This window comes from Numidum massiliense, from assembly GCF_001375555.1.
In the GTDB taxonomy this organism is placed as follows: Bacteria; Bacillota; Bacilli; order Thermoactinomycetales; family Novibacillaceae; genus Numidum; species Numidum massiliense.
Map to the genome: position 1 here is coordinate 318,638 of NZ_CTDZ01000009.1, position 26,678 is coordinate 345,315.

Annotated in this window: 28 protein-coding genes and 2 tRNA genes; 22 read left to right on the plus strand and 8 right to left on the minus strand. The window is 49.8% G+C overall.

What is annotated here, in order from left to right:
- Positions 1-209 precede the first annotated feature (209 nt).
- The 3 genes from BN1247_RS02035 (at position 210) to BN1247_RS02045 (ending at position 2,577) form a co-directional block, all read left to right on the plus strand.
- A complete protein-coding gene (locus BN1247_RS02035; protein ID WP_054948895.1) occupies positions 210-734 on the plus strand; it encodes an RNA polymerase sigma factor in 525 nt (174 codons plus the stop codon).
- A complete protein-coding gene (locus BN1247_RS02040) occupies positions 715-1,986 on the plus strand; it encodes a S26 family signal peptidase (protein WP_054948896.1) in 1,272 nt (423 codons plus the stop codon). The genes BN1247_RS02035 and BN1247_RS02040 overlap by 20 nt, the downstream gene beginning before the upstream one ends.
- Positions 1,987-2,157: 171 nt before the next feature.
- The gene (locus BN1247_RS02045) at positions 2,158-2,577 is read left to right on the plus strand and encodes a DUF309 domain-containing protein (RefSeq protein WP_231633086.1); all 420 of its coding nucleotides are present in this window, start codon (positions 2,158-2,160) and stop codon (positions 2,575-2,577) included.
- A 4-nt stretch (positions 2,578-2,581) separates the two neighbouring features.
- On the opposite strand, the gene BN1247_RS02050 is transcribed toward BN1247_RS02045, so the two are convergent.
- Entirely contained in the window at positions 2,582-2,950 is a 369-nt protein-coding gene (locus BN1247_RS02050) for a hypothetical protein (protein ID WP_054948897.1), read from the minus strand.
- A 271-nt stretch (positions 2,951-3,221) separates the two neighbouring features.
- On the opposite strand from BN1247_RS02050, the gene BN1247_RS02055 reads away from it, so the two are divergent.
- The 11 genes from BN1247_RS02055 to BN1247_RS02100 all read left to right on the plus strand — a co-directional run bounded on the left by BN1247_RS02055 (position 3,222) and on the right by BN1247_RS02100 (position 11,976).
- A complete protein-coding gene (locus BN1247_RS02055; RefSeq protein ID WP_054948898.1) occupies positions 3,222-4,091 on the plus strand; it encodes an inositol monophosphatase family protein in 870 nt (289 codons plus the stop codon).
- Between the two features lie 5 nt (positions 4,092-4,096).
- Positions 4,097-5,518, plus strand: coding sequence for a dipeptidase PepV (pepV, locus tag BN1247_RS02060; RefSeq protein WP_054948899.1), 1,422 nt, complete (start codon positions 4,097-4,099; stop codon positions 5,516-5,518).
- A 197-nt stretch (positions 5,519-5,715) separates the two neighbouring features.
- Positions 5,716-6,069, plus strand: a complete 354-nt coding sequence (locus BN1247_RS02065; protein ID WP_054948900.1) for a hypothetical protein — start codon at positions 5,716-5,718, stop codon at positions 6,067-6,069.
- Between the two features lies 1 nt (position 6,070).
- Complete coding sequence (locus BN1247_RS02070) at positions 6,071-6,265, plus strand: helix-turn-helix transcriptional regulator (RefSeq protein WP_054948901.1); 195 nt, start codon at positions 6,071-6,073, stop codon at positions 6,263-6,265.
- Positions 6,266-6,385: 120 nt separating this feature from the next.
- Positions 6,386-6,556 carry a hypothetical protein gene (locus tag BN1247_RS17550; RefSeq protein WP_157360841.1) on the plus strand — a complete coding sequence of 57 codons (171 nt, stop codon included), beginning with the start codon at positions 6,386-6,388 and terminating at the stop codon, positions 6,554-6,556.
- Between the two features lie 239 nt (positions 6,557-6,795).
- Positions 6,796-7,449, plus strand: coding sequence for an NfeD family protein (locus BN1247_RS02075; RefSeq protein ID WP_054948902.1), 654 nt, complete (start codon positions 6,796-6,798; stop codon positions 7,447-7,449).
- A gap of 219 nt (positions 7,450-7,668) precedes the next feature.
- A tRNA-Met gene (locus BN1247_RS02080) sits at positions 7,669-7,745 on the plus strand.
- A 75-nt stretch (positions 7,746-7,820) separates the two neighbouring features.
- Positions 7,821-7,896: transfer RNA gene (locus BN1247_RS02085), tRNA-Ala, on the plus strand.
- Between the two features lie 404 nt (positions 7,897-8,300).
- Complete coding sequence (locus tag BN1247_RS02090; protein ID WP_187119684.1) at positions 8,301-9,650, plus strand: ISLre2 family transposase; 1,350 nt, start codon at positions 8,301-8,303, stop codon at positions 9,648-9,650.
- A gap of 232 nt (positions 9,651-9,882) precedes the next feature.
- Positions 9,883-10,689: a Cof-type HAD-IIB family hydrolase gene (locus BN1247_RS02095; RefSeq protein ID WP_054948903.1), complete on the plus strand. Its 807-nt coding sequence runs from the start codon at positions 9,883-9,885 to the stop codon at positions 10,687-10,689.
- 195 nt (positions 10,690-10,884) lie between these two features.
- The gene (locus tag BN1247_RS02100; protein ID WP_187119692.1) at positions 10,885-11,976 is read left to right on the plus strand and encodes a metallophosphoesterase family protein; all 1,092 of its coding nucleotides are present in this window, start codon (positions 10,885-10,887) and stop codon (positions 11,974-11,976) included.
- Between the two features lie 130 nt (positions 11,977-12,106).
- Here BN1247_RS02100 and BN1247_RS02105 read toward each other — a convergent pair whose 3' ends face one another.
- Complete coding sequence (locus BN1247_RS02105) at positions 12,107-13,207, minus strand: deoxyribonuclease IV (protein ID WP_054948905.1); 1,101 nt, start codon at positions 13,205-13,207, stop codon at positions 12,107-12,109.
- Positions 13,208-13,329: 122 nt separating this feature from the next.
- On the opposite strand from BN1247_RS02105, the gene BN1247_RS02110 reads away from it, so the two are divergent.
- Positions 13,330-13,791, plus strand: coding sequence for a GNAT family N-acetyltransferase (locus BN1247_RS02110; protein WP_054948906.1), 462 nt, complete (start codon positions 13,330-13,332; stop codon positions 13,789-13,791).
- Between the two features lie 78 nt (positions 13,792-13,869).
- Positions 13,870-14,592, plus strand: a complete 723-nt coding sequence (locus tag BN1247_RS02115; RefSeq protein ID WP_054948907.1) for a hypothetical protein — start codon at positions 13,870-13,872, stop codon at positions 14,590-14,592.
- Between the two features lie 70 nt (positions 14,593-14,662).
- Here the strand turns inward: BN1247_RS02115 and BN1247_RS02120 are convergent, their stop codons facing one another.
- Positions 14,663-16,210: an RsmB/NOP family class I SAM-dependent RNA methyltransferase gene (locus BN1247_RS02120; protein WP_054948908.1), complete on the minus strand. Its 1,548-nt coding sequence runs from the start codon at positions 16,208-16,210 to the stop codon at positions 14,663-14,665.
- Between the two features lie 311 nt (positions 16,211-16,521).
- Here BN1247_RS02120 and BN1247_RS02125 point away from each other — a divergent pair, with 311 nt between their 5' ends.
- The gene (locus BN1247_RS02125) at positions 16,522-17,862 is read left to right on the plus strand and encodes a LysM peptidoglycan-binding domain-containing protein (protein ID WP_054948909.1); all 1,341 of its coding nucleotides are present in this window, start codon (positions 16,522-16,524) and stop codon (positions 17,860-17,862) included.
- A 114-nt stretch (positions 17,863-17,976) separates the two neighbouring features.
- On the opposite strand, the gene BN1247_RS02130 is transcribed toward BN1247_RS02125, so the two are convergent.
- The 3 genes from BN1247_RS02130 to BN1247_RS02140 form a co-directional block, all read right to left on the minus strand.
- Entirely contained in the window at positions 17,977-18,825 is an 849-nt protein-coding gene (locus tag BN1247_RS02130; RefSeq protein WP_315969583.1) for a DUF169 domain-containing protein, read from the minus strand.
- A 176-nt stretch (positions 18,826-19,001) separates the two neighbouring features.
- Entirely contained in the window at positions 19,002-19,544 is a 543-nt protein-coding gene (locus BN1247_RS02135; protein WP_054948910.1) for a DinB family protein, read from the minus strand.
- A gap of 152 nt (positions 19,545-19,696) precedes the next feature.
- Positions 19,697-20,668 carry a helix-turn-helix transcriptional regulator gene (locus BN1247_RS02140; protein WP_054948911.1) on the minus strand — a complete coding sequence of 324 codons (972 nt, stop codon included), beginning with the start codon at positions 20,666-20,668 and terminating at the stop codon, positions 19,697-19,699.
- 337 nt (positions 20,669-21,005) lie between these two features.
- On the opposite strand from BN1247_RS02140, the gene BN1247_RS02145 reads away from it, so the two are divergent.
- The gene (locus BN1247_RS02145; protein WP_054948912.1) at positions 21,006-21,656 is read left to right on the plus strand and encodes a hypothetical protein; all 651 of its coding nucleotides are present in this window, start codon (positions 21,006-21,008) and stop codon (positions 21,654-21,656) included.
- Positions 21,646-23,280: a DUF6792 domain-containing protein gene (locus BN1247_RS02150; protein ID WP_054948913.1), complete on the plus strand. Its 1,635-nt coding sequence runs from the start codon at positions 21,646-21,648 to the stop codon at positions 23,278-23,280. The genes BN1247_RS02145 and BN1247_RS02150 overlap by 11 nt, the downstream gene beginning before the upstream one ends.
- 113 nt (positions 23,281-23,393) lie before the next feature.
- Here the strand turns inward: BN1247_RS02150 and BN1247_RS02155 are convergent, their stop codons facing one another.
- Positions 23,394-24,320: an IS3 family transposase gene (locus BN1247_RS02155; protein ID WP_054948914.1), complete on the minus strand. Its 927-nt coding sequence runs from the start codon at positions 24,318-24,320 to the stop codon at positions 23,394-23,396.
- Positions 24,311-24,622 carry a transposase gene (locus BN1247_RS02160; RefSeq protein WP_054948915.1) on the minus strand — a complete coding sequence of 104 codons (312 nt, stop codon included), beginning with the start codon at positions 24,620-24,622 and terminating at the stop codon, positions 24,311-24,313. Before BN1247_RS02160 ends, BN1247_RS02155 begins: the two co-directional genes overlap by 10 nt.
- 76 nt (positions 24,623-24,698) lie before the next feature.
- Here BN1247_RS02160 and BN1247_RS02165 point away from each other — a divergent pair, with 76 nt between their 5' ends.
- The 3 genes from BN1247_RS02165 to BN1247_RS02175 all read left to right on the plus strand — a co-directional run bounded on the left by BN1247_RS02165 (position 24,699) and on the right by BN1247_RS02175 (position 26,432).
- Positions 24,699-25,118 carry a hypothetical protein gene (locus tag BN1247_RS02165; protein WP_054948916.1) on the plus strand — a complete coding sequence of 140 codons (420 nt, stop codon included), beginning with the start codon at positions 24,699-24,701 and terminating at the stop codon, positions 25,116-25,118.
- Positions 25,119-25,130: 12 nt separating this feature from the next.
- Positions 25,131-25,466 carry a hypothetical protein gene (locus BN1247_RS02170; RefSeq protein ID WP_054948917.1) on the plus strand — a complete coding sequence of 112 codons (336 nt, stop codon included), beginning with the start codon at positions 25,131-25,133 and terminating at the stop codon, positions 25,464-25,466.
- A 90-nt stretch (positions 25,467-25,556) separates the two neighbouring features.
- On the plus strand, positions 25,557-26,432 hold the full coding sequence (locus tag BN1247_RS02175) for an alpha/beta fold hydrolase (protein ID WP_054948918.1): 876 nt from the start codon (positions 25,557-25,559) through the stop codon (positions 26,430-26,432).
- Positions 26,433-26,678 lie beyond the last annotated feature (246 nt).

The following is a 26,678-nucleotide window of genomic DNA, read 5'->3' on the forward strand; positions in this document are numbered from 1 at the left end:
ACGACTAGCAAACCCGCGAATAATATGAAAAATGCTGTAGCTAATAACCCACTTATCCCGTAAAATAAGAAGCAGCTCGGCATTTGGCAACTAATTGGAATTGGCAACAGCCGAAAGTGTTTTTTAAAGGTTTGTAGGTGCGACTTTTAGCTGTTTCGTACGTCTATTAGAGTAACGAAACGCCTCTGATTGTCGCAGGGAGGGGCGAGATGGAACGCATTGAGGAACTATTCCTGCAATACAGCCAAGACGTGTATCACTTTTTAGTTTATTATACGAATAACGTCGATGTCGAAGACATCCTACAAGATGTTTTTATAAAGGCAATCGAACATATCGATACGTTTCAAGGTCGCTCGAGTGCAAAAACGTGGTTATTGTCGATCGCCCGTAACCTCGCCATCGACCGCGGGCGGAGGAAAAAAGTTATTCAGTTCGTTCCGGAAGAAGCGATTGAACAGCATACGTCAGCTGAGCGTACGCCGGAGGAGCGCTTGCAAATGAACGAAGACGTTCGCGAACTGTACGCGTCTATTAATCAATTGCAGCCGAACTACCGTGAAGTCGTCATTTTACGCGGTATTAAAGGACTATCGGTTAGTGAGACAGCAGAAGTGCTCGCTTGGAAGGAAGGAAAAGTGAAGTATACGTTTCACCGCGCCATCAAAAAGCTCAAACGGCTTTACGAGCAAAAGCGGAAGGAGGGTGTTCCATATGAAACGGAACAAAAATGAGCGGTCGATCACGGAAGAAGAACTGTTGGAGCAACTTGACCGTATGCCGCGTCCGCGTTTGAGCGAGGAGAAACAACAGGAAATGTTACAACATATATGTACGCGAGCCGAACAGATGACTGCTGCAAGAGAAACTGCTACACAGGTAACTGTGCAGCAGGGCGACGTTGTTCGCGAGCAAGTCGAAAAAGCGGGGCGATTGAGCGACGAAGTGAGGGGGGGGACGGTTGACGCGCAAGACGAGGCAGTTGCCGTCGGAAGCGGCGTCCGGTGGGTAAAGCGGCGTAAACGGTGGCGCAATTTGTCGCTCGTCCTCGCTGCTTCCGTCCTCGTTTGTTTAGTATACGTCGTCTACGGCGCGCCGTTCGGAACGCCGTCAGATTTCACGGGAGAGGACCTAGGGGAAGAGGAGATGGTGGGAAAGAGAATTGGCGAGAGCGAGTTAAACGATCAGATCGGCATGGATGCGCCGAATGGCCCAAGCGAGTCAGATGCAGCGAACGAGACGAGCGGTCAAAAGGAATCTGGTGCAGCGGACGTACGAGATGGTTCGAATGGCTCAAACGGTTCGAGCGGTTTGAGCGGTAACGGAAAAAGTGATGCAGGTGATGCGTACAAAGGTGGGGGGCACCGCGATAAGCAGTTACAGCAGGAAGGAGGCGATTCGGCCAAGCCTGGCGGACGGGAAGAAAGGTCGTCTGATCACAAAGAGGGACAACAGTCTGCCACAACAGACGGAAGGGAGCACAAGCTTTCACACGTCACGCCGCAAGAGGGCATGGTCGTCTTCCAAACGGCGGCAGATGGTGAAAAACTCGTCATTGACCCTAATGTCAAGACTGATGCTGTGTCGAGGGGCGCACTCCTGTTGGTGAAAAACGCATCGAATGGGCAACTGTCCGACGGACAACCGGACGGGGACTTCAGCAGTGCTACTCACACGGTGTATGAAGTTGTCGCATTACCGGGTGAGACCGTGAAAATCGTGAACAGCAAGGTGTTGGTGGACGGCGAAGAAATAGCGGACTTTCCGAATCGAGAATTGTCAGTGCCGAATGTGCGCGGTAACGAATCGGGGGATGCTACGTACGAGTGGCGAATGGCTGCAGAGAAATTTTTCGTGCTCCAAGATCGCACACACGACGGTGCACACAGTGGCGATCACCTCGCATACGGTCCCATTTCGGGGGCGCAAATCGTAGGGAAAGTTGTCGGTTACTGTATCGATTGTGCGGCGACAGAGCAACAATAGCTGACGCGTTGAAATTTCATACGCTGTTCGTTGCAACAAGTAATAAGTAATAACTTGGAACGCAAGCCGGGTAGCCAAGGAGGCTCGCTATACTAATAAACGAAACGGATGTCAATTGAGTGTAATGGATATAAGTACCTGTACAAAAGTTTTTTAGCGGGAGGGATTGGCGTGAAATGGTCGCAATGGTCGCTACCGGAAACATACCCAACGTTGTACAAAGCGTTTCTTTACTATTTTAATATCGAGCGGGATTATTACGAGTGCCACGAAGTGTTAGAAGAATTGTGGTTGGCAGAAGGGCGCCATCCTTTGTACCAAGGTTTGTTGCAAGTTGCCGTCGCCTTGTACCACTTCGGCAACGGCAATGTGAACGGGGCGCGTAAACTGTTTCGCGGCGGCTTAGAGAAGCTGGCGCCGTTCCCTGACGATTGTATGGGGATTGACCTCGGAAAATTAAAGCGGGAGGCGCAGCAGTACTTGGAGAAGTTACAAGCGTATGAAACAAAGCCGTTCGCTTTTTACGATTTGACGATCGACATAAAAGATCGCTTGCTGCGGGAGCGCGTTGCAAGTGGTGGCGACGTTTAAACTATCACTTTCGGTCTTCCACTTGTTCGGACCATTGATTGGCCCACGTTTGCCACTCCTGTTCGGTTTCCAATTCCATCATCTCTTCGTACAATTGCTTCAGTAACGCCTCATCGTCTGTCGGAGGTGCTGGTGCGTCATCCCCTTGTAGTAAACGAGCCATGCGGTGAATGTCGGCGAGTCGCGCTCGGTATTGGGGCACGAGCGGTCGGCCATACGTGACGAGGGCCTGCCATTCCACTGCTGGGTCACGCGCGATTCGCGCTTCAAATCGTTCAATATATTCTTCTTGTGTTAGTGTAGGCGCTGCTTCCTGCGGTTTGCCTGTGTATAAAATTGCGCGTAGCTGTTCAAGCTGTTTGCGAAGTTGCACCGTTTGTCACCTCGAGAAATAATCAGTTAATCACTGTCACCAGTGTAACATACGTGTGCGCAAGAAAGACATTTTTTCGTTTCGCTTATGGACGAGCGTGCTTGTTTTGGCGCTCGTACAACACGATGAACGGTTGGCATGCACCGTTTAACAAATTCTAAAAATGTTGTCTGAGAAGATTATTTTTTATAATACGGTTAAAGGGCATACCTTTAAGAAAGTGGATTTGATATAGTTATAAGTGGATAAAGAAAAGGAAGGAATGAAGTGAATGGAGATGAAGCGGGCGCGTGAAGTGGCAATCGCTGTCGCCCGGGAAGCAGGGCAGTTCATCCGCAGCAAAGTCGATCGCATCCAACAAATTTCTTATAAATCGTCGGAGAGTGACCTAGTGACAGATGTCGATCAAAAGGCGGAGGAGATCATTCGCGAGCGCCTTTTGGAGGTCTTTCCGGAGCATGCGATTTTAGGTGAGGAAGGAGTAGAGCCTGGTGCTGAAGCCGCGAAGCGGGCGCTCCGAGTCGCGGCGCGCGAGGAGTATTTGTGGATTGTCGATCCGATTGACGGCACGACTAACTTTATTCACGGCATTCCTTTTTTTTCGGTATCTGTTGCGTTCGCAGTCCGCGGCGTGGTGCGCCTCGGAATCGTTTACGACCCGATGCGCGACGAGTGTTTTATCGCGGAGAAAGGGTGTGGCGCGTCGGTAAACGGCATGCCGATTTACGTATCAGAGGAGCAGACGCTGGCTGAATCCGTCGTGTCGACCGGTTTTTCCGGTCTGAAAAAACATCATTGCGAGAGTAAAAAGAAAGGTGTTTTTGCGTTAACGGGTCAAGTGCGCAACATGCGTAACCTCGGTTCGGCAGCGCTGGAGCTCGCTTATGTTGCAGCGGGAAGAATGAGTGGTTACTGGGAGATCGATTTGAACGCATGGGACGTGGCGGCGGGCGGGTTGCTCGTAAGGGAAGCGGGAGGGCGCGTTAGCGACACGCTTGGGGAGCCGTTTGACTTAAATGTGCGGAATGTGCTCGGCACGAACGGCCACATTCACAAACAAGTGCTGCGTACGTTGCAAGAAGTAGGCGCTACAGGTTATGAAAATAGTACAAAAAAGGATACACATATGAAAGGAGACTGACTCGTATGACGGTAAATTGGAAAAAAGAAGCGGAAAATCGTAAAGAAGCGTTTGTCGCGAAGACGAAAGAGCTACTTAGTATTCCGAGTGTGTACGATCAGACGACAGCAGAACCCGGGAAGCCGAGCGGTAAGGAAGTGGCTAAAGCGCTCGACTTTATGTTGCAGTTTTGTGAGGAAAGCGGGTTTAAAACACATAACGTCGATGGTTACGCCGCGCACGCCGAGTATGGCGATGGGGACGACATTATCGGCGTTCTTTGTCACTTAGACGTCGTTCCCGCGGGCGATGGATGGACGAGCGATCCGTTTCAACCGGAAGTACGCGACGGGAAACTGTACGCTCGTGGAGCGATCGACGACAAAGGCCCGACGATGGCGGCCGTCTTTGCGTTGAAAATGGTTAAAGAACTCGGTTTGCCGCTGAACAAACGAGTCCGTCTCATTTTTGGAACGGACGAAGAGGTCGGCGACTGGATCGGGATTAAGAAATATTTTGAAGCTGAGCCAATGCCGCTCATGGGCTTTGCTCCCGATGCGAATTTCCCGCTCATTAACGCTGAGAAAGGTATCTTTAACTTTCACTTAGTACAGCAGCCGGGCAAAGTTTCCACCGAGCGACAAGATGGCTGGCGCCTACAGTCTTTCACGAGCGGCAACGCCACGAACATGGTGCCTGATCTAGCGGAAGCGACACTAGTCGGCACGAGCGACGTGTTTGCGGTGAAGGAACGCTTTCAGTCGTACGTGATGGAACACGGTCTCGAAGGAAAATGCGAAGAACGCAAGGGGCAACTGTATATTAGAATTAAAGGCGTATCGCACCACGGAATGGAACCAGATCAAGGGTTGAACGCCGGCCTCACGCTGGCACGCTTCCTTAACGTGCTCGATTTAGACGCGCGCGGGCACCAATTTATCGGGCTCGTACACGACTACTTCGTGGACAGCTTCTTCGGCGAGAAGTTAGGGATTGCGTTTTCGGACGAAGTGACTGGCCCGCTTACTGTTAACGTCGGTACGCTTAACTACGCGTACGACGGTGAAGCGCGCCTCGGCATTAGTTTGCGCTACCCTGTGTCGGACCGCTCAGAGCGCTTCGTACCGGCGATCGAAGCTGCAGGCGAGCGCTATGGTTTTGCGCTCGGTAAGGATGTGATGGATCAAGTGCCGCATCACGTCGCGAAAGAGCACGAGTTAGTCCAAACGCTATTGAAAGTGTACAGTGAGCAGATGGGCGAGAACGCCGAGCCGTTGTCGACTGGTGGCGGGACTTACGGTCGTGCGTTAGATGTCGGCGTCGCTTTCGGCGCCCTCTTCCCAGGTGAACCGGAAACGGCGCACCAGCGAGACGAGAACGCCGACGTCGACAATTTGTGCCGGGCGATGGCGATTTACGCGCAGGCGATTTACGAACTGGCAAAATAAGTATTCCGTTATGGGGCTACACCAGACGTCACTGTATAAGTGGCAGCGGAGGTAGCCCTATTTTTTTGCCAAAGGTCGGCATGGCGGGTAAACAAAACGCCAAAGGCGAGAGGCGCTTGTGTAAAAAGTATTTGACACCCATGTGAGATGATGTATGATTGAGGTGTAAAATACTTTTTACACTTGGAGGGAATGCGATGGGAGCTAGCGTTGTTTTGCCCAATATTGTCGGTGGCTTAATAATTGGGGGAGCAATTTTTTATTGTATTTATTTATCTGGAGGCAAAGATGCGAAAGGCGATGAGCGACAGAAGGAAATTCGGCGACGGGCGACGCTTTCAAGTTGGATAGTGATAATTGCGTATTGTTTGCAACGAGGGATCCTCGCGATTCCGTGGTTTGGCGAAGCGCAGCGGGGGTCGCTCGTGAGCATTCCAGCGCTCGTCCCCGAGCAGGTGGGCGACTTCTTGCGGCACGGATTCGACGTCGTGATCGTAGGTCTCATCGCTTATGCCATCTTTTTCGTCGTTGCTCGTCGGCGGTTAACATAAGATGGAAAACAACATCCGGACGTTGCGTAAACAGGTGAGTCTATCACAAGGTCAATTAGCAAAGCGCTGCGGCGTCACTAGGCAGACGATTAACTCAATTGAGAACAACAAGTACGATCCGACATTACAACTCGCCTTTCGTCTCGCGGAAGTTTTGGGTGTAACGGTTGACGAATTGTTCGTCTACAGACGATAGCGGTCCATTTCCCGGGGAATACTAACTATTATTCGCACAACAGTGGCTCGCACAGGTTCACATTAAGGCGGATAGTGTTTCTTGCAGTGCAGGGGAAATTCGTGTAAGGGGGGACAGACGGTGGGTAACCATGAGACTTACAGTTCTGACGATCAGCCAAATGGATACATAGATGCTACTGTCGTCGACGGGTTCGACGTGGACGACGAAGACTGCATGCGTTGGCCGTATGTGTCAATGCCGAAAAGGCAGATCGGACGCCTAACATTTACAGAATGGCGGAAAAGATAAATAGGCAACAGTCGCGCGCCGTATCCATAAAATTGAAGGGGGCAGAAGCGAAACTTCTGCTTCTTTTCTCCGTATAATATATGTAAGCGATTCGTGTAGGGCGATGACACGTTTAACAATCGCCCATGCCTTCATTGTGTCATTGTACTGTACGACGAAACGATATCTTCTAGAGCCGCCAGAAGGTGTATACTGAATATGAAGAGGTATTATGTTTGTAACAAAGGAGGTTCGGCCGCTTGTTAGAAGTCCTGACGGGAACGACGTGGGGAATCCTGTTACTCGCATTTATTGGAATTGCGCTTATCGTTACAGAATTTTTAGTAAAGGCAAAAGGGATTGCCGGAGTGATCGGACTTGGCTCGTTAGCTATGTATTTTTACAGTACGACAGGAAATAGTGACTATTCTTCTTGGATGCTCGGTTTATTCGTCATCGGTCTACTATTAATGGTCGTGGATGGCAAGCTTATTCAAGACGGTACCTTAGCTACGGTCGGTGTCGTATTAATGTTAATCGCGATGGTCGTACCGACAAACGATCTCGCACTCGGAGCGGGAGTCGCCTCTGCGGTCATTTTAGGGCTCTTAACGAGCATGCTGTCGTTTCGCATTTTCCCGAAAAGAGATATGTGGGAACGGATGACGTTGCGCGATCGCCTGACGAAAGAGAAAGGGTACAGTACGATCAATGAATCGTTTACGTCGCTCGTCGGAAAACGTGGTGTCGTCACATCGACGTTACGCCCATCCGGCATTATCGAAATCGAAGGCAAACGGTATGACGCCATTTCCAACGGTACGTGGGTACAACAAGGAACGGCAATCGAAGTTGTGTCGGTCGACGGCACACGAATTTTAGTCAACGAGTTAGAAACAGTGCAAAACGGTTAACGAAGTATTTTATGGGATTTTTCAGCTGTAGTCGTAGGGACAATCGGTCGCTAGTTTGAAGCGATCCTTCCCCTGCGCCATATTAAATGGGAAAAATACCGCATTTATCAAACACCGTTGTAACACGAAAAAAAATGCGAATGTGCATTGACAAGAACGACAAGCAGTAATATAATTGTATTTGTTCGTTGAAAAAAAGTGTGCGCGCGTGAAACATTTGGCGGCGTAGCTCAGCTGGCTAGAGCGTACGGTTCATACCCGTGAGGTCGGGGGTTCGATCCCCTCCGCCGCTACCATTATTCGTTCACTTTTTTGCGAAGCAATTCACTTGAAATGCCGTCCGAATGGGCGTATAATGAATAATAGGTTATGGGGCTGTAGCTCAGCTGGGAGAGCGCCTCGTTCGCAACGAGGAGGTCGGCGGTTCGAGCCCGCTTAGCTCCACCACAACGGCGGGAAAGCCCGTCATATAAACGTTTTAAGCCCGTTGGCGAAGTTTGCCAACGGGCTTAAATATTGCATACAACAAGCTACAACGAGGCAGTCCCGCAAGCTACAACGAGGCGCCCTTGGTTTCTGCGGAGAAGTGCCTCGTCGATGAGCGTCTCTTAATATTGATAGGAGGCGTTTTTCTATGTCTATAAAACGAAATTCTGATGAGTCGATTGTCCGTATGAAAGTTGCTCTGTAAAGTATGTGTAACATTTCTCTCGAAGGGTTTTAGCAGGAATTTGGAGGGAGAATATAGAAAAGGAAGACCTAAATAGTACTCCTAACCACCACGAAAGGAGAGGTCTTCCTTGAAAACCATTATACCAGAAATCGCTACTATCTTGGAACAGTCTACAGATATGTTGTCGTTTTGGGAAAGCTTACGTATTCGCCTGATGGAAGTGATGGCTGATCTGTTCGGAGAATTTTTGGAGCAGCTCGATCAGATGATGACGACGCATTACAAGGAAAAATACGGTTGGAAAAGTGAGCGATTGGACAGCCGGGAGTTCACCAGTTTTTTTGGGACAGTGTCCTATAAACGCCACTTGATGTACGACCGAAACGGAAACGCACATTACCCTGTCGATGAGGCAATCGGTTTAAAACGCCGTAAAAGATACAGCCCAGACCTTATGATGCTCGGAGCAGAGTTAGCTGCAGCGCCGGGAATGACCTACCGCCTCGCCTCAGAGGTCACGCAAAAACTTGCCGGTATAACGATCAGCCATACGACGTTTCAGCGCTTAGTAAAAGAAGCAGGTGAAGCTCAAGCTGTCATGGATGCTGAAAAAAGGGATCGAATTTTTGAGGATACGGTAATTCCTAACTCTCCGTCCGTTAAGCACTTATATTGCGAAGCAGATGGCTTATACGTCAAAGGGAGAGGCAAAGGAATAGAGATCAAAAATATGCTTGCCTATACCGGGTGGGAGCAAAACGGACAGCGTGTCTCGTTAACAGATCGTCACGTCTTTTCTACCGTTGAATCGGTGGATGACTTTTGGGAAATAGGTTATGCAGCGATTCGACATCGTTGGGATCTCTCACATACACATGTGGCGACTAATGCGGATGCGGCTTCATGGATCTCTGAGGAACGCGTTCAAAATACCTTTTCTGAAGCGACATCGGTTGTCCGCCAATTGGATCCTTTTCACGTAAAGAGGAGTATTCGTCGCGGGTTGAGCCGCCAGCCAAGGCTCATTCCTCAAATTGAAAAGGCAATATCCGAAAAAAATAAGGATAGGTTTAAAGCGGTGATTGATACGGCACAGGGAAATGCAGAGACGGAGCGAGAGGAAAAGCGTATCGAGAACATGCAGAAGTATCTTGAAGGGCACTGGGAGATCCTCTGCGACTGGCGTGAGGTTAGTCCAGACGTGCCAAAAAATGCTCGTAGGATGGGATGCATGGAATCGAACCAGAGACGTCTGGCATACCGCATGAAACGTCGTGGCATGTACTGGAGTGAAGAAGGGGCTCAAGCCATCGCCAAAGTACAACAAGGCGTTACCAATGGGACGTTGAGACAGGCATTATTAACTGTCTGGCCCAACCGCCAAGTGACACAAAAACTAAAACGCCATGCGAGGCGAATAGGTAAGTCGGATCACATTGGGGTTCAAGTTGGCAGGATCCAAGTAGGTGCCGCATCAGCTTCAAGTGCTATTGGGTATTTGGATAAGGTGGTTAATCGCCGTCCTTGAAGAGTTAACTCCTCAAGGGCGGACAACAAGTGAACGTTAGGGAATGACATATTTAGGTCTTTAAATCCTTGATCCTGTAAGGTCGTCGAGTAAAGCTTGACACATACCTCTGTAAATGAGTGTTTGTATTTATGATTATAATGATATACTATGGATTACTTGTCTTTCATCTTCCTCAGACAAGAATCATTAATTGTGCAAACTATAATTATTATAAAAAGGATGACTCCATGTGACATACGAGTTGATCGCTTTAGACTTAGACGGCACATTACTAACTGACGAGAAAGAAATAACGCGAGAGACGAAGCAACTATTACAACGTTTGCGTCAGGAAGGAAAATATATCGTGATTTGTACAGGGCGTTCGACGCAATCGGTTCGGAAGTTGTTACAAAACACAACCTTCGCTTCCCACGTCATTACAAATAACGGCGGGACTGTGATCGACGCCTCCTCTGCTGAGACGCTGTACACGGCGACGATCCCGCGTCGCTATCTAGGGATCTTTCGGGATATATGCGATGAATACTCGGTTCACTGTGACTTGACTACGGAAAAAAATATGTATGTCGAACAGATGGCGCCCGAAATGATAGCCCTGTATGAGCGATATCATGTCGCACCGTTCGAGATCGGCGATTTCCGCGACATTCCCGAAGAGGTGACGAAGTGTACGCTTTTCAGCGAAAAGGAAAAAACGATCGAACAGTTAATCCCTCGCCTGACCGAACAATACGGTAGTGATTTAACAATCGTGCAGAGCGGTGAACATTTCATCGACATTATGAAGCGCGGGACGAGCAAAGGCGAAGCGCTGCGCTGGCTCGTGCCGCAATTAAACTTGCAGGCGGCCGACGTCCTAGCAATCGGCAATTATTATAACGATGCGGAAATGTTGGCCTACGCCGGTTTAGGAGTTGCCGTCGCTAACGCCCCCGAAGAATTACGGGCTGCGGCTGACGCTGTTACGGCGTCAAACAATGCGGATGGGGTACGGTTAGCGCTCGAGAAATACGTTTGCAGAAAACATGTGTGAGGTCCAAAGGGGGCTCGGTAGGATACCTTCGAAGTAACAGGACGGTTAGCGCAAGGAAGTGATCTGGTAAGTAAGGGAAATTTTCCTTTTTACGTGTGAGATTGACGCGTTAGGACACCTTAACAGTTGAATCTGCAAATGTAGGAAGGTACGTGTACCGAAATGGGTAACTTCTTTGTACGACGAAACGTTAAGGTGTTTATCGTTATTTTCGCAGTAGTTTGTCTCGCCTGCGGTTTTGGCTGGGCAATGCCGGTAGTGAAGACCGCGGCAATGCGAGCACCTGCTGGAGAGACGGTAGCGACAATAGGTGTAACCGCAGGAGAGTCGGCAGTAGCAATGAGGACAACGACAGGAGAGATCGCACACGTCGCTGCTGACAAGCCCCGCCTGTCGTTCGCCGTCATGAGTGACATCCATATTTATGAAGACAACGAGGATGTGCACCGCCGCTTTACGGCAGCGTTACAAGATTATTGGCAGTTAAATCGGGAGATCGGGCTACTTGCGGTAAACGGCGATTTAACGAATGGCTTTCCCGAGCACTTTACGATTTTGCGGCGCTTAATAGAGGGAACACCGCATGCACCGTTACATTTTACCCTTGGTAATCACGACTTTTACCGCATGCGTTACAATGACCGCAAGGAAAAAGACTTGCGTCACTTTCCGAACAGTTGGTCGAACGAGAAGGCGCTGCAGCTGTTCCAGCGGTTTACCGGTTATGAGCGTCCGTACCACGACGTTTGGCTGAACGGATACCACTTTATTTTCATGTCGCACGAAAAATACGTGAACAGTCGCTTGACGCATGGTCGCAACGGCTTTATAAGCGACGCGCAACTTATGTGGCTACGACAGAAGCTGCAGGAGCGGCAGCCGCAGGAACAGACGCGGGAACAAAAGCTACTGGGGACGCGAGGGGCTGGGGGTAGCAAGCGGCCGACGTTCGTCTTCTTTCACCATCCGCTGCCGAACACGTTGCCGGGATCGGAAGGGGAAGCGATGATTTGGCAACACAAGGAATTACGAAATATTTTAGAGGAGCACCCGGAAGTCGTCTTTTTTTCCGGACATACGCACGCCGGCTTAAAAAAAACGAAACAAATGCACGCGAACCGTTTTTTGATGCTCGGCAGTTCGTCGATTATGCGTCACGGCGAAAGTGTATACGTTGAGGTGTACGACGATTACCTAGACATTCACAGTCGCAATCACTTGCAAAAGGAGTGGATCCCGGAACGCTCCTTTCGCTACGATCTCAAGCATTTGTCTGACAATAGTTAGGTTCAGAACGGTACAGATCGGCATGTGATAAGGAAATACCGTTCCCGGCCAATATAGACTGGCTGGGAACGGTACTTTTTTACTTAAGGTATGTTAACCTAGGGAATATGAAGCGCATGCGTTGTCGTTTTTATTTTTGTGCAAACAGGGCGACGAGTCGGTGGTTAATTTGTTCTTCCGTGTAGTCGGGGAACAGCTCTGCTTCCGTAACGAGGTCGTACAAGCGCTCCATCGGTTCGCGTTTGTCTGCTTTTTTCTGTTTTTTATCTTGCAGCAGTTGCCACGTGCCGACGATGAACTCACGGCTGTCGAGCGACTCCTTTTTGCAAAAGTGCTGCAGCTTCTCTACGTCTTCGTAAAAGTTAGCGCCGAAGCGCTGCTCGGCATTGTCGGAGAGGAGCGCGATTTCTGCTTCGTACATCGGGCGCTGCCTCGCTTTTTCTTTGCCGATCCACGGCGTTTCGAGAATGATTGGGATGTCTCTCACGACGTCGTGATTGACGATGTCGTAAAGGGCATGGAAGCCGATGAGCCCCGAACCGAGGGGGGCGTGGCGATCTTTCGCGGCGCCGCGGAAATTTTTACTGTCGTTGACGTGTAAGACGGCTAGCCGCTCAAGGCCGATGATGCGGTCAAACTGTTCGATGACGCCGTCGAAGTCGTTCACGATGTCGTAACCGGCGTCGTGCACGTGGCACGTATCGAGGCAAATCGTCAGCTTGTCGTTGTGCGTCACTTTGTCGATAATTGCGGCCAGTTCCTCGAACGTGCGTCCGATTTCCGTTCCTTTGCCTGCCATCGTTTCTAAGGCGATATTAACCGTCTGATCGGAAGTGAGCACTTCGTTCAGCCCTTCGGCGATGCGGTCGATACCGTACGCCGCGTCTTTGTCCGTATACGCGCCCGGGTGAAGGACGATGTTTTTCACTCCGATAAAAGCGGTGCGATCGATTTCGCTTTTGAGAAAGTCGATCGCGAGTTGGTACGTGTTCTTTTTGTAAGAGCCGAGGTTGATGATGTACGGGGCGTGTACAACGATATCGTCGATCCCGTTGGCCTTCATCAGTTCGAGTCCTTCGGGGACGTATTGCTTCTCCATCGGTTTGCGGCGCGTGTTTTGCGGTGCACCGGTATAAATCATAAACGAACTCGAGCCGTAGCCGAGTGCTTCTTCTGTCGCGTTGAGTAGACCTTTTTTGGAAAAGGAGACGTGTGATCCGATTTTTAGCATTGAAAACCACTCCCAATTAACCTAGGTACAACTATTGTAACAGAAAATGAAGGCGAGAAGTATCGCGGCAGACAACAGTCGATTGGCCCTTGTATTTAATAAATGGAGAGGCGGCAAACAGCATGATTCGGGCACTTGATTTACATAATCGTCGGGAAGCGTTAGCTTTATTGTCGGTTCAAATGGCGGCCTATCTCGTTGAGGCGAAGCTGCTCGGCAGCGACGAAATTCCACTGCTGCGCGATTCGTACGACAAATTGCAACAGTGCGGTGAACAGTTTTACGGATATTTTGACGGGGAGCGGCTAGCGGGGGCGATTTCGTATAAAACGAAGGACACTGTACTCGACATTCACCGCTTAATGGTTCACCCGGATTATTTTCGGCAGGGGATTGCGAGTGCGCTTTTGCGGTATGTGGAGAAGCAGCTCGCCGCGGGGGCGGCTGCGACGTTAACGGTCGCAACGGGGGCGCGGAACAGCCCGGCTATTCAGTTGTATAAACGGCACGGGTTTATCGAAATAGGAGAGCAGTTAATGCCGCAAGGGATTGTAATGACTTACTTGGAGAAAGGTCTCGACTAGCCAATTTCTGATAAAGCGCTTTCCCTCTAGGCTCGTGTCGTGGTATAATACATCCCATCTAGGAGGGATCTGCACCTTATGGGGAGTAAAAGGGGATTGTTGTTAGGCGTGGTATTTGTTTTGTTTACGTTGATTGCCTGCTCACACAACGAAAAGGACCCGAAAAAATATGTGCGACAAATTGTTAAAAAGATGGAGAAAAAATCTTACGATTTTGATAGCAAAATCCAAACGCAAGCGGCTGCAGATGCGCCCGCAGAACTTCTCGTGTTGGAAGGAGCGTACGTTGCCGATCAAGGTTACAGTATGCAAGCAGTGGTACAATTACCCGGATTTGAAAGTACCGGTAACATTCTAGCGGTAAACGATCAGCTGTACTACAAGCTGACGGGCGACAAACGGTGGAAGTTGACGACGGCGCAAGATTTACGGATGTTGGGCATCACTTACAAAGATAGCCCGACGGAGATGTTGCTCGGGATGGCGGACAGTGTGCTCACGATTAATCCTAAAGGAGACGGCCAGTTTCAAGTGACGCTCGACCGCAAGAAATACGGCCTGGAGTCGCGCGCAAAAGTGAAGCAACTGCCGCAAGTCGACATGAGCGGTACGACGTACAAGTTACGCGATCACCCGGTTGTACGCGTCACTGTCGACATGAAACAGCAGGTTATTCGTTCGCTGACGCTCTCCTATCGTTTAGAGGCAAAAGAGAAAGGCAAGAAGGCGCGCACGGTTAAGGTGACGTACGAAGTGAATATGCATAATTTTAACAAGGGACAGACGCTTCCGTCGCTGTAATCGGAAGCGACGTGTGAAAAAGGGGTAAGACCGAAAAACGAAGGTTGCTTTCGGTCACCCCCGTATTTATTTATTGTGATCGCGTATGGAGGCGCAAGTGCTTAGGTAGGTGGTTTTTCACTTGGGTGCCGTCTTGTTTGCCCCAGCCGAGCGGGAAGTGGTCGGCGGTGACAAGCACCCATCCTTTGTTTGACTGCTCCGCGGAGAGCGTTTCCCCGCGCAAATAGGCGTCAATGTGTTGGCGTTCTTTTTCGGTAAGGGCGACAGTACGCTGCACGTCTGTCGCTTTGAGCGCCATTGCCCACGCGTGGCTCGGTTCGAAGCGATTTTTTTTGAACTCGCCTAAGTAAAGCCCGGGGCGCACCACTTTAATGCCGTCGAGCGGAGGTAAGTCGGACGAAGTGGCGTACAAATGGTTGCCGTACAGCACGTAATTGCCGGTGCCAGCGGGCACTTGTGTCTGACGTATCCCCGCTTGTGTCTGACGTATTCCCTCTTGTGTTTGACGTGTGCCCGCTTGTAACTGTAGAGTCTCGCGGATGAATGTGTCAAGGAGCTGGCGCTGGCCGCGATCGAGTGTGCGCCCCGACTTTGCTTTTTTCTTGGCCTTTTGTTTGTGCTGACCACGAGTGGTACGACTGGACTGAAGCTGTTCCTCTCGTTTTTCAAACATAGCGACGAAGTGACCTTCTCCTCGCAAGTGATGTGGCCAGAGGCGGAACACACAGCCATTCTCAGGTGACTGCCCCATGACGAGTGCATGACGTTCGATGGCGGCGCGACTGTCGTTTGTTTGGTCGGCGAATGGCGCGCAAGACTCGCCGAGCAGGCGTAGTTCCGGAAACTGCTGCAGCAAAGTCGTCACGACACCTTCGTTCTCGCGGTCGTTAAACGTACACGTCGAGTAGACGAGGCGACCGCCTGGGCGCAACATCGGCAGTGCGGCACGCAGGATGTCGAGTTGTCGCTGCACGCAGTGGTCAACTGCCTCCGGCCCCCATTCGCCAATTGCTTCCGGGTTTTTACGAAACATGCCTTCGCCGGAACATGGGGCATCGACTATTATGCGGTCAAAATAGGCGGGGAAACGGTCTGTTAATTCGTCTGGCGCGGCGTTTAATACGGTGGCATTCGGGACACCGCACCGTTCGATGTTGTCGGCGAGCACTTTGGCGCGCTGCGGGTGAATCTCGTTACTCACGAGCCACCCATCTCCCGCTAATTTTGCCGAGATATGGGTCGACTTACCTCCGGGCGCGGCGCATAAGTCCAATATTTTTTCCCCTGGGTGAGGATCGAGCAGTTCGACGACGGCCATTGCACTCGGCTCTTGGATGTAGTATACGCCGGCGTGGTGGTAAGGATGGCGCCCGGGGCGATCCGCCTGCTTGTAGTAAAAGCCCGTCTCGCACCACGGGATGGGCTTAAGTGCGAATGGAACCGCATTTGTAAGCGCGGACGGAGTCGTTTTTAACGTATTGACTCGTAGGCCGCGCGTTGCCGGTTCACTGTACGTTTGGAGAAACGCGTCGTACTCGCGTGGCGGTAGCATGTCTTGCATTTGACGGCAGAACGCATCTGGCAAAGACTGTTGTAAAGTACGAGGTAAATGGGACATAGACGGATGTTCCTTTTCTAATGATGTAGTCGTTGACGGAGTTGTTCGTCATTGGTTGATAAGTTGTGTTCACTTGTTAGCTGTTTTGAGTATAGCTTATTTGCCTGGAGAAAAGAACCGAGCGATGTGCGGCATAGCTGTCTCGGAATGTTGTTAATCCCACGTTGCTAATGACGGGGAGGTACTAGTCGCACGGTAGGCACATATCTTGGTACAAAAGATGGTTAAACAGCTGAACGGTTGGTTCAGACCGAACGGACGTACAGCTGCGTGATTGTACGGATTGCTCAACAGGTGGGGGGGAGTGTCAGATGCAAGTGTGGCCGTATGTCGTCCGTAAAAGGGATACGTTGTTGCGGATTGCGAAGCGGTTTGCGGTGAATGAAGTGGCGCTTCTCTGTGCGAATCCCGCGTTGCGCAGCGATGCACGGCTTGTACCGGGAGAGATCGTCTACATCCCGCGTGAACAACTGCGGCAATACGTCATGCAGCCTGCCGACACGATCGATCGGCTTGCGGGAAAATTTAACGTATCGTCTCGCGACATTATTGCTATAAATCCACACCTGCGCGCTGTAAATCCGCAATTTAGGACACACCTGCTGTACCCAGGGCAGGTGATCGCCATTCCACTGGCGCTGGCAACCGCACGGATTGTGCATGCGGATCAGGAGTACGGGTACGAGGAAATACGTACCGATTTACGGCGGTTGCAGCGACGGTACCCTTTTTTATTTGTAAAAACGATCGGCCACTCGGAGGAAGGGAAGCCCTTGTTGGCGATTCGTCTCGGGGACGGTTCGAAGGAACTCGGTCTGTTTGCGGCCTCGAGCGGAGACGCGTGGTGTACGACGCTACTTTTGATGCGGTTTGTCGAGGACTGCTGTGCCGCGTTCCACAATGGCACCCGGCTTGTGGGGTATAGCATGGCAGAACTGTTTCGGCAGACGGCGATATGGCTCGTCCCGCTTGTCGCTCCGGACGACGTCGAGCGAGCAATTGCGGGGGGAGATGGCGCTGGGGAAAATGGGCGTACACTGTCGGAATGGCCGCAGTTTTGGACGGGGAGTGGCCAGCGGGGCGGGTACGCACAAGGGGGGCTGTCGATGGATTTGGCTGAGCGGATGGGGACGCCAGACCCGGCCGTGACGCCTAATCCGGCCGGGCTTGTGGCGGAGGTCGTGGCGAGCCGTGCAACTGTTGCCCACTTAGCAGAGGGTGGCGGTCAAGTGGGCGGTCGGGAACGAGAAGGGGGGAGGGAAAAGGATTGGGATGGGCAGAGACGCAGGCACTCGTCCCCAGTTTCACAGCAAGCGTCGTCCTGTACACCAAGAGCCGTTACCAATTTTATAACCCGACACAACTTTCGCCTCGTGATCTCTTTCTGTCGCGGAAGTGACCACATTAGTTGGGGCTATAACGGTTTGGAACCGCGCGAGGCCGAGGTGATCGCTAATCGTTTGGCACATGTGAGCGGGTACACATCGGCACGGTATACGGACGGTGAGTCGGCACTTAAAGATTGGTTCATCCGCACCTTCCGCCGTCCGGCGTATACGGTCGAAGTAAGTATGCCTGCCTTGGCACAGTTTCCAGCGCTGTATGAACGGCAGTTGCGCCTGTTGTTGTACGCTGCGAGTGTTTACGTTTAGATGATGTACAGAATGTCAGCTGAAAATAGTATAACGATGTCGTCACTAGTCATCGATGTCGTCACTAGTCATCAACCCTCTAGCCTGTCCCGTGCGTTATGTTTGACGTGCCTCTCACTCCTGCGTCTTCTGCTCCCACAGATCATTCAGCTTTTTGTATGTAGCGGGATAATTTGCTTCATATTGTAAAAATTGCGGAATCGGATAGCGCACGCCGCCGCGGTGCGTCCCTTGTAAACCGACGAGAAAATCGTCCACGTGCCCGAACGGTAGTGTAAAGGCCATTTCGTGATCTTGTGTTTGGCCAAAGACGCGGTCGCCGTAGCACGGCAAAATGACTTGTGGTTCGTTGCTCTGTTTCGTCTTAATGATCATATCGGCGCAGTCGGCGCGGGCAGAAAATGTCGAGGTAAGGGCGCCCCCTTTTTTGTACAAGGCGGCAGCGACCATGCGCATCACTTGTGCCGAGTTTCCGTAAACGATGACGAGGTCTGGCTCGAACGTGGTCCGGGATAACGGTGCGATCGCGATGATGCCGCTTTCATCTTTAGCAAACTTAGGTACGGCTTCCTCCGTTTTGACGCCAGCCTCGACCGTCTCTGTGTACATGCCGCACGCTAAGTGGCCGTCGGTGTAGTAATCGACGGGCTCTTCGAAGTGAAACACTGCTTTGGCAATCGGACAGGACACGTCTGCGCCCCCTAAGGCGATTGCCCAGCCGTACGTGCGCGCCATCGTCACCCCTTGACAAATGCTTAGTTTGACCCCTAAATCGCGGTGCGGGCGCTTTGCGCGCGGGGGGAGTGGCTCATCTTTTTTTAAGACCCGTACGGCTAAGGGAAACGTTGCGGGGCGTACGTAGTCAGTAAGATGTTGGTCTAGTTGCTTCATTTGTTCCTGGATTTCTGGCACTTGTGTGGCATGTTCTTGCATCGCTTGCTCGCGCATCGTTTGCTCTTGCATCGTCAATCTCCTCCACTTGTCATTTTTTTGTCTAATGTTACTCATTACATTACCATACGGTGAATTTGCGGTCTACTTGCTCAAGGTGCGAGATTGCATCCGAAGTGGCCCGCAAAACGTTAATAGCGGAAAAACACCCCTTCACTCGAGTACGAGCTATAAGGGGTGTTTGCCGGTTATTGTTGTAAAAGGTTGTCTATTTCTTTCTTCTGGCGTAAGTGGTGACGGAAATGCATTTCGGTTAGTTGAAACCACTCGTGTGCGTTTAAAGCGCCAAACCCGGGGTGCCGCACCTTGCCGCACGAGGATACCGTCTCAAGTTTGTCGGCGATGGTACGCGCTTGCGTCAATACTGCCGTCATACCTGTGTGCAATTCATCTTTGTCCCCGGGGTTTTGCGGTGTGTATGCCGGTGAAGGGGGCACTTTAATTTTCGTCGGCGGAAAGGCATCGTTCCGGAAAATTTGTTCTCCTGCCGCTGTCTTTTCGCCATCGCTTGCCTCTACTAGTGCACACTGTTCAACGGCCGGAAATTGCATGTAAAGTGCTGACTTGATCAGGTGGTTGTACATTTGTCCGAGCGACCACTGTTCCGGTTGCGGTTTGTACGTCAGTTGTTTGAGGGTGTAGTTGTCCAGCTCCTGCACATAATGTTGAATTAACGCCTCAAGTTCTTGTAGCGTCGTCTGTGCGCTTCTTGCCTCTGTCGTGTGTTTCATCTCGTCATCCCCCTTGTGTTTATGGGTGGCGGGTTGAACGCTCGGTAGATTTACCATTCACTGCTTAAATATTTTTGCGGTAAATGACATGTCGTTCACCCGTCCATAACCATCGTACGCAAGTGCTCCTGACACCATTATGTCAGTAGTTTTTAAGGATATACACGCGCTATCGCCTGTATTTCTTCGCGTATAGTCTCTTGTAAGGACTGGGGCTCGAGCACGAACGCACGACTTCCCCAACTGAGAATCCATGACAAGACTTCCCGCTCGTGCCGTGCGCGCAACGTGACGTACAATCCGTCGCTACGTTCTTCATACGTGTCAATGTAGTAAAAACGGGATTCTAACACCGCAGGAGCGATCGACGGGGAAAAACGTACGACAATTCGTAACCGACGATCGTCCGGCGGCGAGTAAGTAGATAGTGAGAAATCTGCGGGTAGCTGAAAGTTCTCAGGTAGTCGTTTCAACTTGCGCATGCGGTCTAAACGGAAATGGCGGATCGCTTCCCGCAACGAACAAAAAGCGATTAAGTACCACGAATCCGTTAAATGAACGAGGCCGTACGGATAGACTTTTCGCTCTGTCTCGTCGTCTGTACCGCCTGTGTGCTTTTTCCGATACGAAAATGTTACAGCTTCACAGTCGGCGATTGCTTTGCGCAAGGTGGTTAAGTATTCATTCTCGCGTTCGCTCATGACGTGTGCACGCAGCGGGGCGGAATGGACATAGCTGTCGGGCAAAAAACGGATCATTTCCCGCAATTGTAGTACTTGCATGCGCTGGCGTTCGCTCAGGAGTGCCTCGATTTTAGCGTGAGCGGAACGGTTGTGACGCTGCCATTCGGCATCGAGTTTATGAGCCATCACTTCGCTACCGCAAAGTAGCGCAATGGCCTCTTCAGGAAGGAAGGCGACCGGTGGCAAAAAGTACCCGTCTACGAGGGAGTACCCTTGTCCGGGGACAGCGGCGATCGGTACACCTGCTTCGCAAAGCGCCTGAATATCCCGATAGACGGTACGCACACTAATTTCGAACAACGCTGCTAAATCTTCCGCCCGCGTCTGTCGTCGACGTTGCAATTCGAGCAAGATGCCTAACAGCCGATCCGTACGATTCATAGTGACCTCCGAGTCGTTTGTCGTATATTGACGATTATAACATGGCAGGGGATTAGGGTTATTGGTACTTTAGTTATAAACGGTTGTGGGTAACTCACGTGTCAAGCTGCAGAAAAACCATGTGATTTAGATGTGAAAAAGGAAGAACAGAAAGGGCGAAAGCGCCATCCCGCTAAAGATATAAAAATAGATCAAAATAACCCTTGATTCCATAATAAAAAATAGTCATAATCGTACATATAGAAAAGGTGAGCGAAAGATGAAGGGAGTTACAATTTTGAGACATCCCATCTGTGCCGTCTTCATTAGCTTACTTTTAGTGCTAGGGGGTTGCCAAATGAATTATCAAAGTAAAGAACACGACAAAATGAAAGGGATACCAGAGGGCGAATTGCCACAAGTCACGGCTTTTCAGGATGAATTCACTCGCAAGTTTATGGACTCTACAGAACCTGTGCAGGAAGGTTATTACTTATTCCGTTCGGGGGTTAACGGTTTTACGATGTTATTTCCAGAGAATGCGAAGATGGCGGATAAGGTGTATTCAGCACCTGGTGATCACTATGAATATACAAGCTTCGGTGGTGACTACGGTTTAAAGGAATCGAACGAGGTCTATTCAGTCGATATTAAATACCAGAACGATGTATATGCAGACCATGTCGACAGTCAGTTAAATAGTCTGCGTCGGTTTTTAAAAGATGGTGAATTTGAAGAGATAAGCATGTCAGGTAAAACGATCTATTACGGAAGTGGGAAAAAGGAATTCGAACATGAAAACGATACAGTGTATGCCTTTTTCAGCTACATAAAAGCGAAAGAACGCCACCAAGGAATTAGATTTATGTACAGTGCCACCTGTCAAGATGCAGAGAAGCCCTGTAATTTAGATGTGGAAAAGGAAGAAGAGAAGGCGAAACGGTTGATGGAGTCCGTGACGTTTATTGATGCCGATTTGGAAGAAAGGAGTGATCAGGATGGCGAATGAAGAAATTTTTAATACACCTGAGTTAAGGCTACGTATTTCTGAATTAAGTTATGAAGATCTTAAGGAGGCGGGTTACGAAAAGGAAATTCGCAGAATTTATGCGGAAGAGACGGGAAGGGAACTCCCGGCTAACGTCACTATCATTCCTTCGCGAGAAGTAAAAAATGTCAAAGACGAGTCCGGTTATGTCGGAATTGCGATTCACTTTCACGATGAAAAGAAAAAAATTAATCAAGTGTATGTCGTATCCCGCGGGAGTCAGACTATGGAAGACTGGCTATACAATTTTTTTGGTATTTTGAGTGGACAAGATGATAGTCAGTATGTGAACACACGCATATTTGTAGATGAGGTCGAAAAAAGAGCAAAAAAGCTGGCGAAGGGCAAGGAGCCACTGACGATCGGCTTAGGCCATTCACAGGCCGATAACCATCACCTCAATCTTCGATTAGCGGCTAGCGACGACGTTAAACTGTACTTTGATAAATTGTACAGCGTTAACGGGGCACAACCAAACATTAATCTTCTCTGGCTTATTGATGATGATTTCCAGTGGGAAGTGGCTAAAAAATTCAATGTAGATCACCGGGATAAAAACGCCATCTTCACCCTCCCTCCCGTCGAAGTCGCCAAATTCGCAGAAGAATACTACAAAAACAAGAAGGTAGACGGCATTAGTGTCACAGATAATATGGTTCGCTACGTGTCGCGTAACGATCCGCTTTACGGTGTGAGTATCCGGGAGGCTGGGTTTATCGATGTCGGCGAAATGATTTTAATCGAGACAAATCCGGACTATCCCGGTTTACGCGACTATGTGGAGCAAATTCCGGAAGAGGAAATACGGAAGATCCAAGCCCTCTTTGTGGAATATAGGGAAAGTTACAGAAACGGTGGGTTGCAAGCAGTACTTCGGGAAGCGATCGGCATTGACTTGGACCTTATTAACGAGTTAACGGATAATCCAAGCTCGACTATATCAAACCGAAGCGGAGATTTAATCGCAATGATTCAAAGTATGCGCGAGAAATTTCCTAACGTATTGGCTGCGGTCGCTTACATAAGAAAACATGCTGACCCCGTATTATCAGCGTTGGTCGAAGGTGGATACATCGAAGAGGCGCAAAAGAAGGAGGTTACCTCCGAATTAACTGGGCTAGAGGAGGATTTACAAGCGCTGTATCAAGTTGTTGAGGATCTGATTGCGAGCCACGAAAAATTAATTGAAGATATACAGGAAAAGAATTATTTCCGCGGTTCTTGGAAGACAATGTTGTTACCTTCCGAGTACATCAATGCTGTCCGTAAATTGGTTAAAATATACAAACGGGCATCGGGGCGGATTGATACTTTTAGTGAGCTATTAAAAAAATTAGCGCCCATTGAAGCGAGCCACTCTGTTGAGGAAATGCTCAATGCGCTACAACGTGTGAAAGGGAAGGATGAGGGATTGTGGAAAGGCTATCGCGAGGGAGATATGTTGTACTATAAAGGTGGGAAAGGAGGCGAACCGATCGAAGTGAATATCTCCTCAGCTGTGCGCATGCGGATAAACCCCTTAAAACTGGACATACATAACTACAAGCTCACGTTATCTCTGGTTCTCGCTTCCTTTCGTCAATAGAAGTGTAGTCGCTTCAGACCTTCCGTCAAGGGTAAAGGCTACGCCCTCGCTTTCGCTCGCCCTTGACGTCACGTCTTACAGCGGCTGTTGGCTTGGAAGACGAAAGGGAAGGATCAGAGTCGAACGGCTTTCGTGCGCAACGAAGATGTTTGATGCGCATGGAAAAACTGCGCGGGGCTCATGTCCCCAATACTACCGTGTATGCGGCGGTTGTTATAAAAGTCCATAAAGCCTATGACGGTACGATATGCTTCCTCGTACGTCTCAAAGGAATACTTGTTGAAGCATTCGTCCTCAACGATCCGATGAAACGCCTCAATATGGGCATTTTTATTCGGTGTGTTCGGCGGAATACGTTCGTGCTCACAACCGTAGTGTTCACAAGCTTCTTCGAATACTTTAGATACGAACTGTGGACCATTGTCCGTCCGGATGATCGGCTTTTCTTGTGCCTCCTGAAGCCCGCGTGTCGAAAGCGCTCGTTGTAGCACCTGAACAGCGTCTTGACCTTCGCAAGCTAATCCAACATGATAGTCAATAATCGAACGGTCATAAACGTCAATGTAGGAAAGCAGGAAGAAAAAGCGGTTTTCTCCGGCAATGTACCCATACTTGATGTCTGTTTCCCACAGCTCATTCGATCGCTCAACGAGGCGGTTACGTGCAAGGCGCCTAGGGTGGCGGATTCGCTTCCGTCGCTGCGGCAGTAAGATGCCTAACCGTTTGCAGAGACGGTACACTTTTTTCTTATTAATGACTAAATCGTACGTCGAACGGAGCGCCACCGTTAATTTTCGGTACCCATACGCGTAGCCATCACCCGAGACGAGCTCCATAAGCCATTCTTTAATTTGTTCGTCGGACACTTTTTGCCCGCTGTTTGTGAAGGAGTAACCTGGTGCCGGTCTCCCCCCACTTACTTTCTTCTCCTTCACCCGATAGTGTTTCTGATAGTAATAGGTGGAACGCGGTACGTGGACAATCCGTAAAACGGTTTGGATCGGGTATCCCTTAGAAATCCACTTGTCCGCTACTTCAATCTTTTCAGCAAGTGAGGGTGCTGCTTTTTTACAAGATCACGCAAAATGGCAATTTCTAAATCCTTTTCGCCCAACAACCGTTTTAGCTGATCATTTTCCTGAGCAAGATCACTGAATTCGCGTGGTTGGGCGGATTCGATCGGGACGTCCCCGTAGTGCCCGTCCTTATATTCGCGAACCCATCGGTTAAGCAAGTTAGAACCGAGATCATAGCGGCGAGCAACTAGCGCTTGGTTACCAACCTCCATGGCTTCCTTTGCGACTTGGATTTTAAATTCCTTGGTGAACTGACGGCGTTTCATTTGATTCTGCCCCTTTCATCACTAGTATAACTTAAAGTGTTTAGTGATGTCCAAGTTACTATAGGGGCTTAATAGCATGTATCAGAAGGGAATGGCTATTTTTGACGAACAGGAGAGCATTTTGGAGCAGTTTGGCGGGACTCTCCAACAGGTGTTTGTTAATGACTATCAAGCGAGAGTAAAGAGAGTTCGAGATAAGATTAATCACATAGAAGCAAACCCTAAAAGCTTTTATAGCTTAGGAGGGATTAAAGAAAATCAAATGCGTACGTCGATATGGTCATCGAATTCCAGCTTATACGGTTCGACTGAGATCGTGAAAGTATCGGTTAACGATTCCTTCTCGTCGCTAAATATGTCTGATATCGGCAGTGTAGCGCCAACGATTCACAATCAGATTATCGCGGGGCGCCGTTTTGTACGTAAGATGCGTAAGAGCATTGAGGATTTATTTGAAGCGGACAAAAAATTATCCGCAATTTTTGAGATCGGTTAGGGGGAAAAGACTTTGAGTGATACTGATCAAATATCAATTGATCTCCTATTGATCGATGTCGATTTTGAAGAACTTTGGGCACGGAGCAAACCTCTCAACAAGCATATCGATCACCTCGTTAAGAGCAACGAAAAATGGAAACAGTCGATTGACGATGAAGCTGAAAGAAGTAAAGGCAAAATGTTTAAAGAGATTCGTACCAAGACGGACGAAAAAACAAAGGAAAACGTTCATGTTTTACAAAACATAAAAACACACTTAGACAGCTTTGCGAAATCATATGCGAATCAAGTGTTTGCCATTTCACAGCAAGAGGTCTCGATCACTTTTAAGGAGAAAAAATCATGACAACATAGTTATGTATTTTTTTGTATGAGCGCTTTGTTGAAGTGCAAAGTGAAAAACGATACGCTATTTGAATGGGAGTGACACCGAGCAATGAATAATCGGCAGCAGGTGATGAACAACCGACAACAAGATCCACTTTTTTTATTCATTCACGGGGCTAGCGGTTCACGCGCTAAGTGGCGTAAAGTGCTACCTTATATTGATAACCCTTACATCGCAATCGACTTACCCGGCCACGGCGCGCATTGCGGCCGCCCGCTGACAACGGTCGAGGCGCAAGCTGCTTATGTGCAGTCGTTGCTCGAAGGAGCCATAGAAGGGGCGGGGAAGCAGCCGTCCACAGAAGTGAAGGTGCCCCGCGGCGAAGGCATGGGGCAACGGATCGATGAGGAAGGTGTGGCGCCTTACGGCGGGCGATGCGAACGCCGTGCACCAGCTCGCGTGCCGTTGGCAGGACAACCACTCATTGTCGTCGGCCATTCGCTGGGCGGCCTCATCGGCATTGAACTCGCCAAGCGGTCACCGCTAGTTCAGGCGCTCGTCCTCGTTAACAGCCATTTCGAACTGCCGGTACACTCGAAGCTGTTGGCGCAGCTGGCGCAAGGGGAGTATCCGGAGGCGCTCTTTTACGCCTCTTACAGTAAACAGGTAGACGACGCGCTACTGGCAGAAGAGCGCGCGGCACTGAATGACTGCCCGCCGCTGACGGCACATATTGACTTTCGGGCGTGCGACGAGTATAAAAGCGGCGCCGAGGTCGTAGCCAAGCTGACAATTCCGCTCCTAGCCGTGTACGGTAGCGACGACCGTTTACTGCCGCCGCGAGCGAGGGAGGCATTGACCGCGCAAAACGAGAGTGTGCAAACGGAAATTGTAACGGCAGCCGGACATTATGTCCCTTTGGAACAGCCAGCGGCACTTGCGCGCATATTGAAGACATTCCGCCATACCGTACCATCGAGGTGAACGTGTGTCTCACCTCCCACTTTTTTTTACCTTTTTAACCTTCAAGTGTCAAGAAGAAAGGCAGCAAAGGCCAAGTGTAATAATTTTTTAAAGGGGAAATAAGCGGGAACTCACCTATTTGCACCTTGTCGTGTTAAAGATTGCTAGTTAATGGACATATTCCTTAACGGAAAAAAGGCGAAAACGTAGAAAATGCGATGATAACGGTTTATCCGCGAGTATTACTATGAATGAAATAGCCGCTAG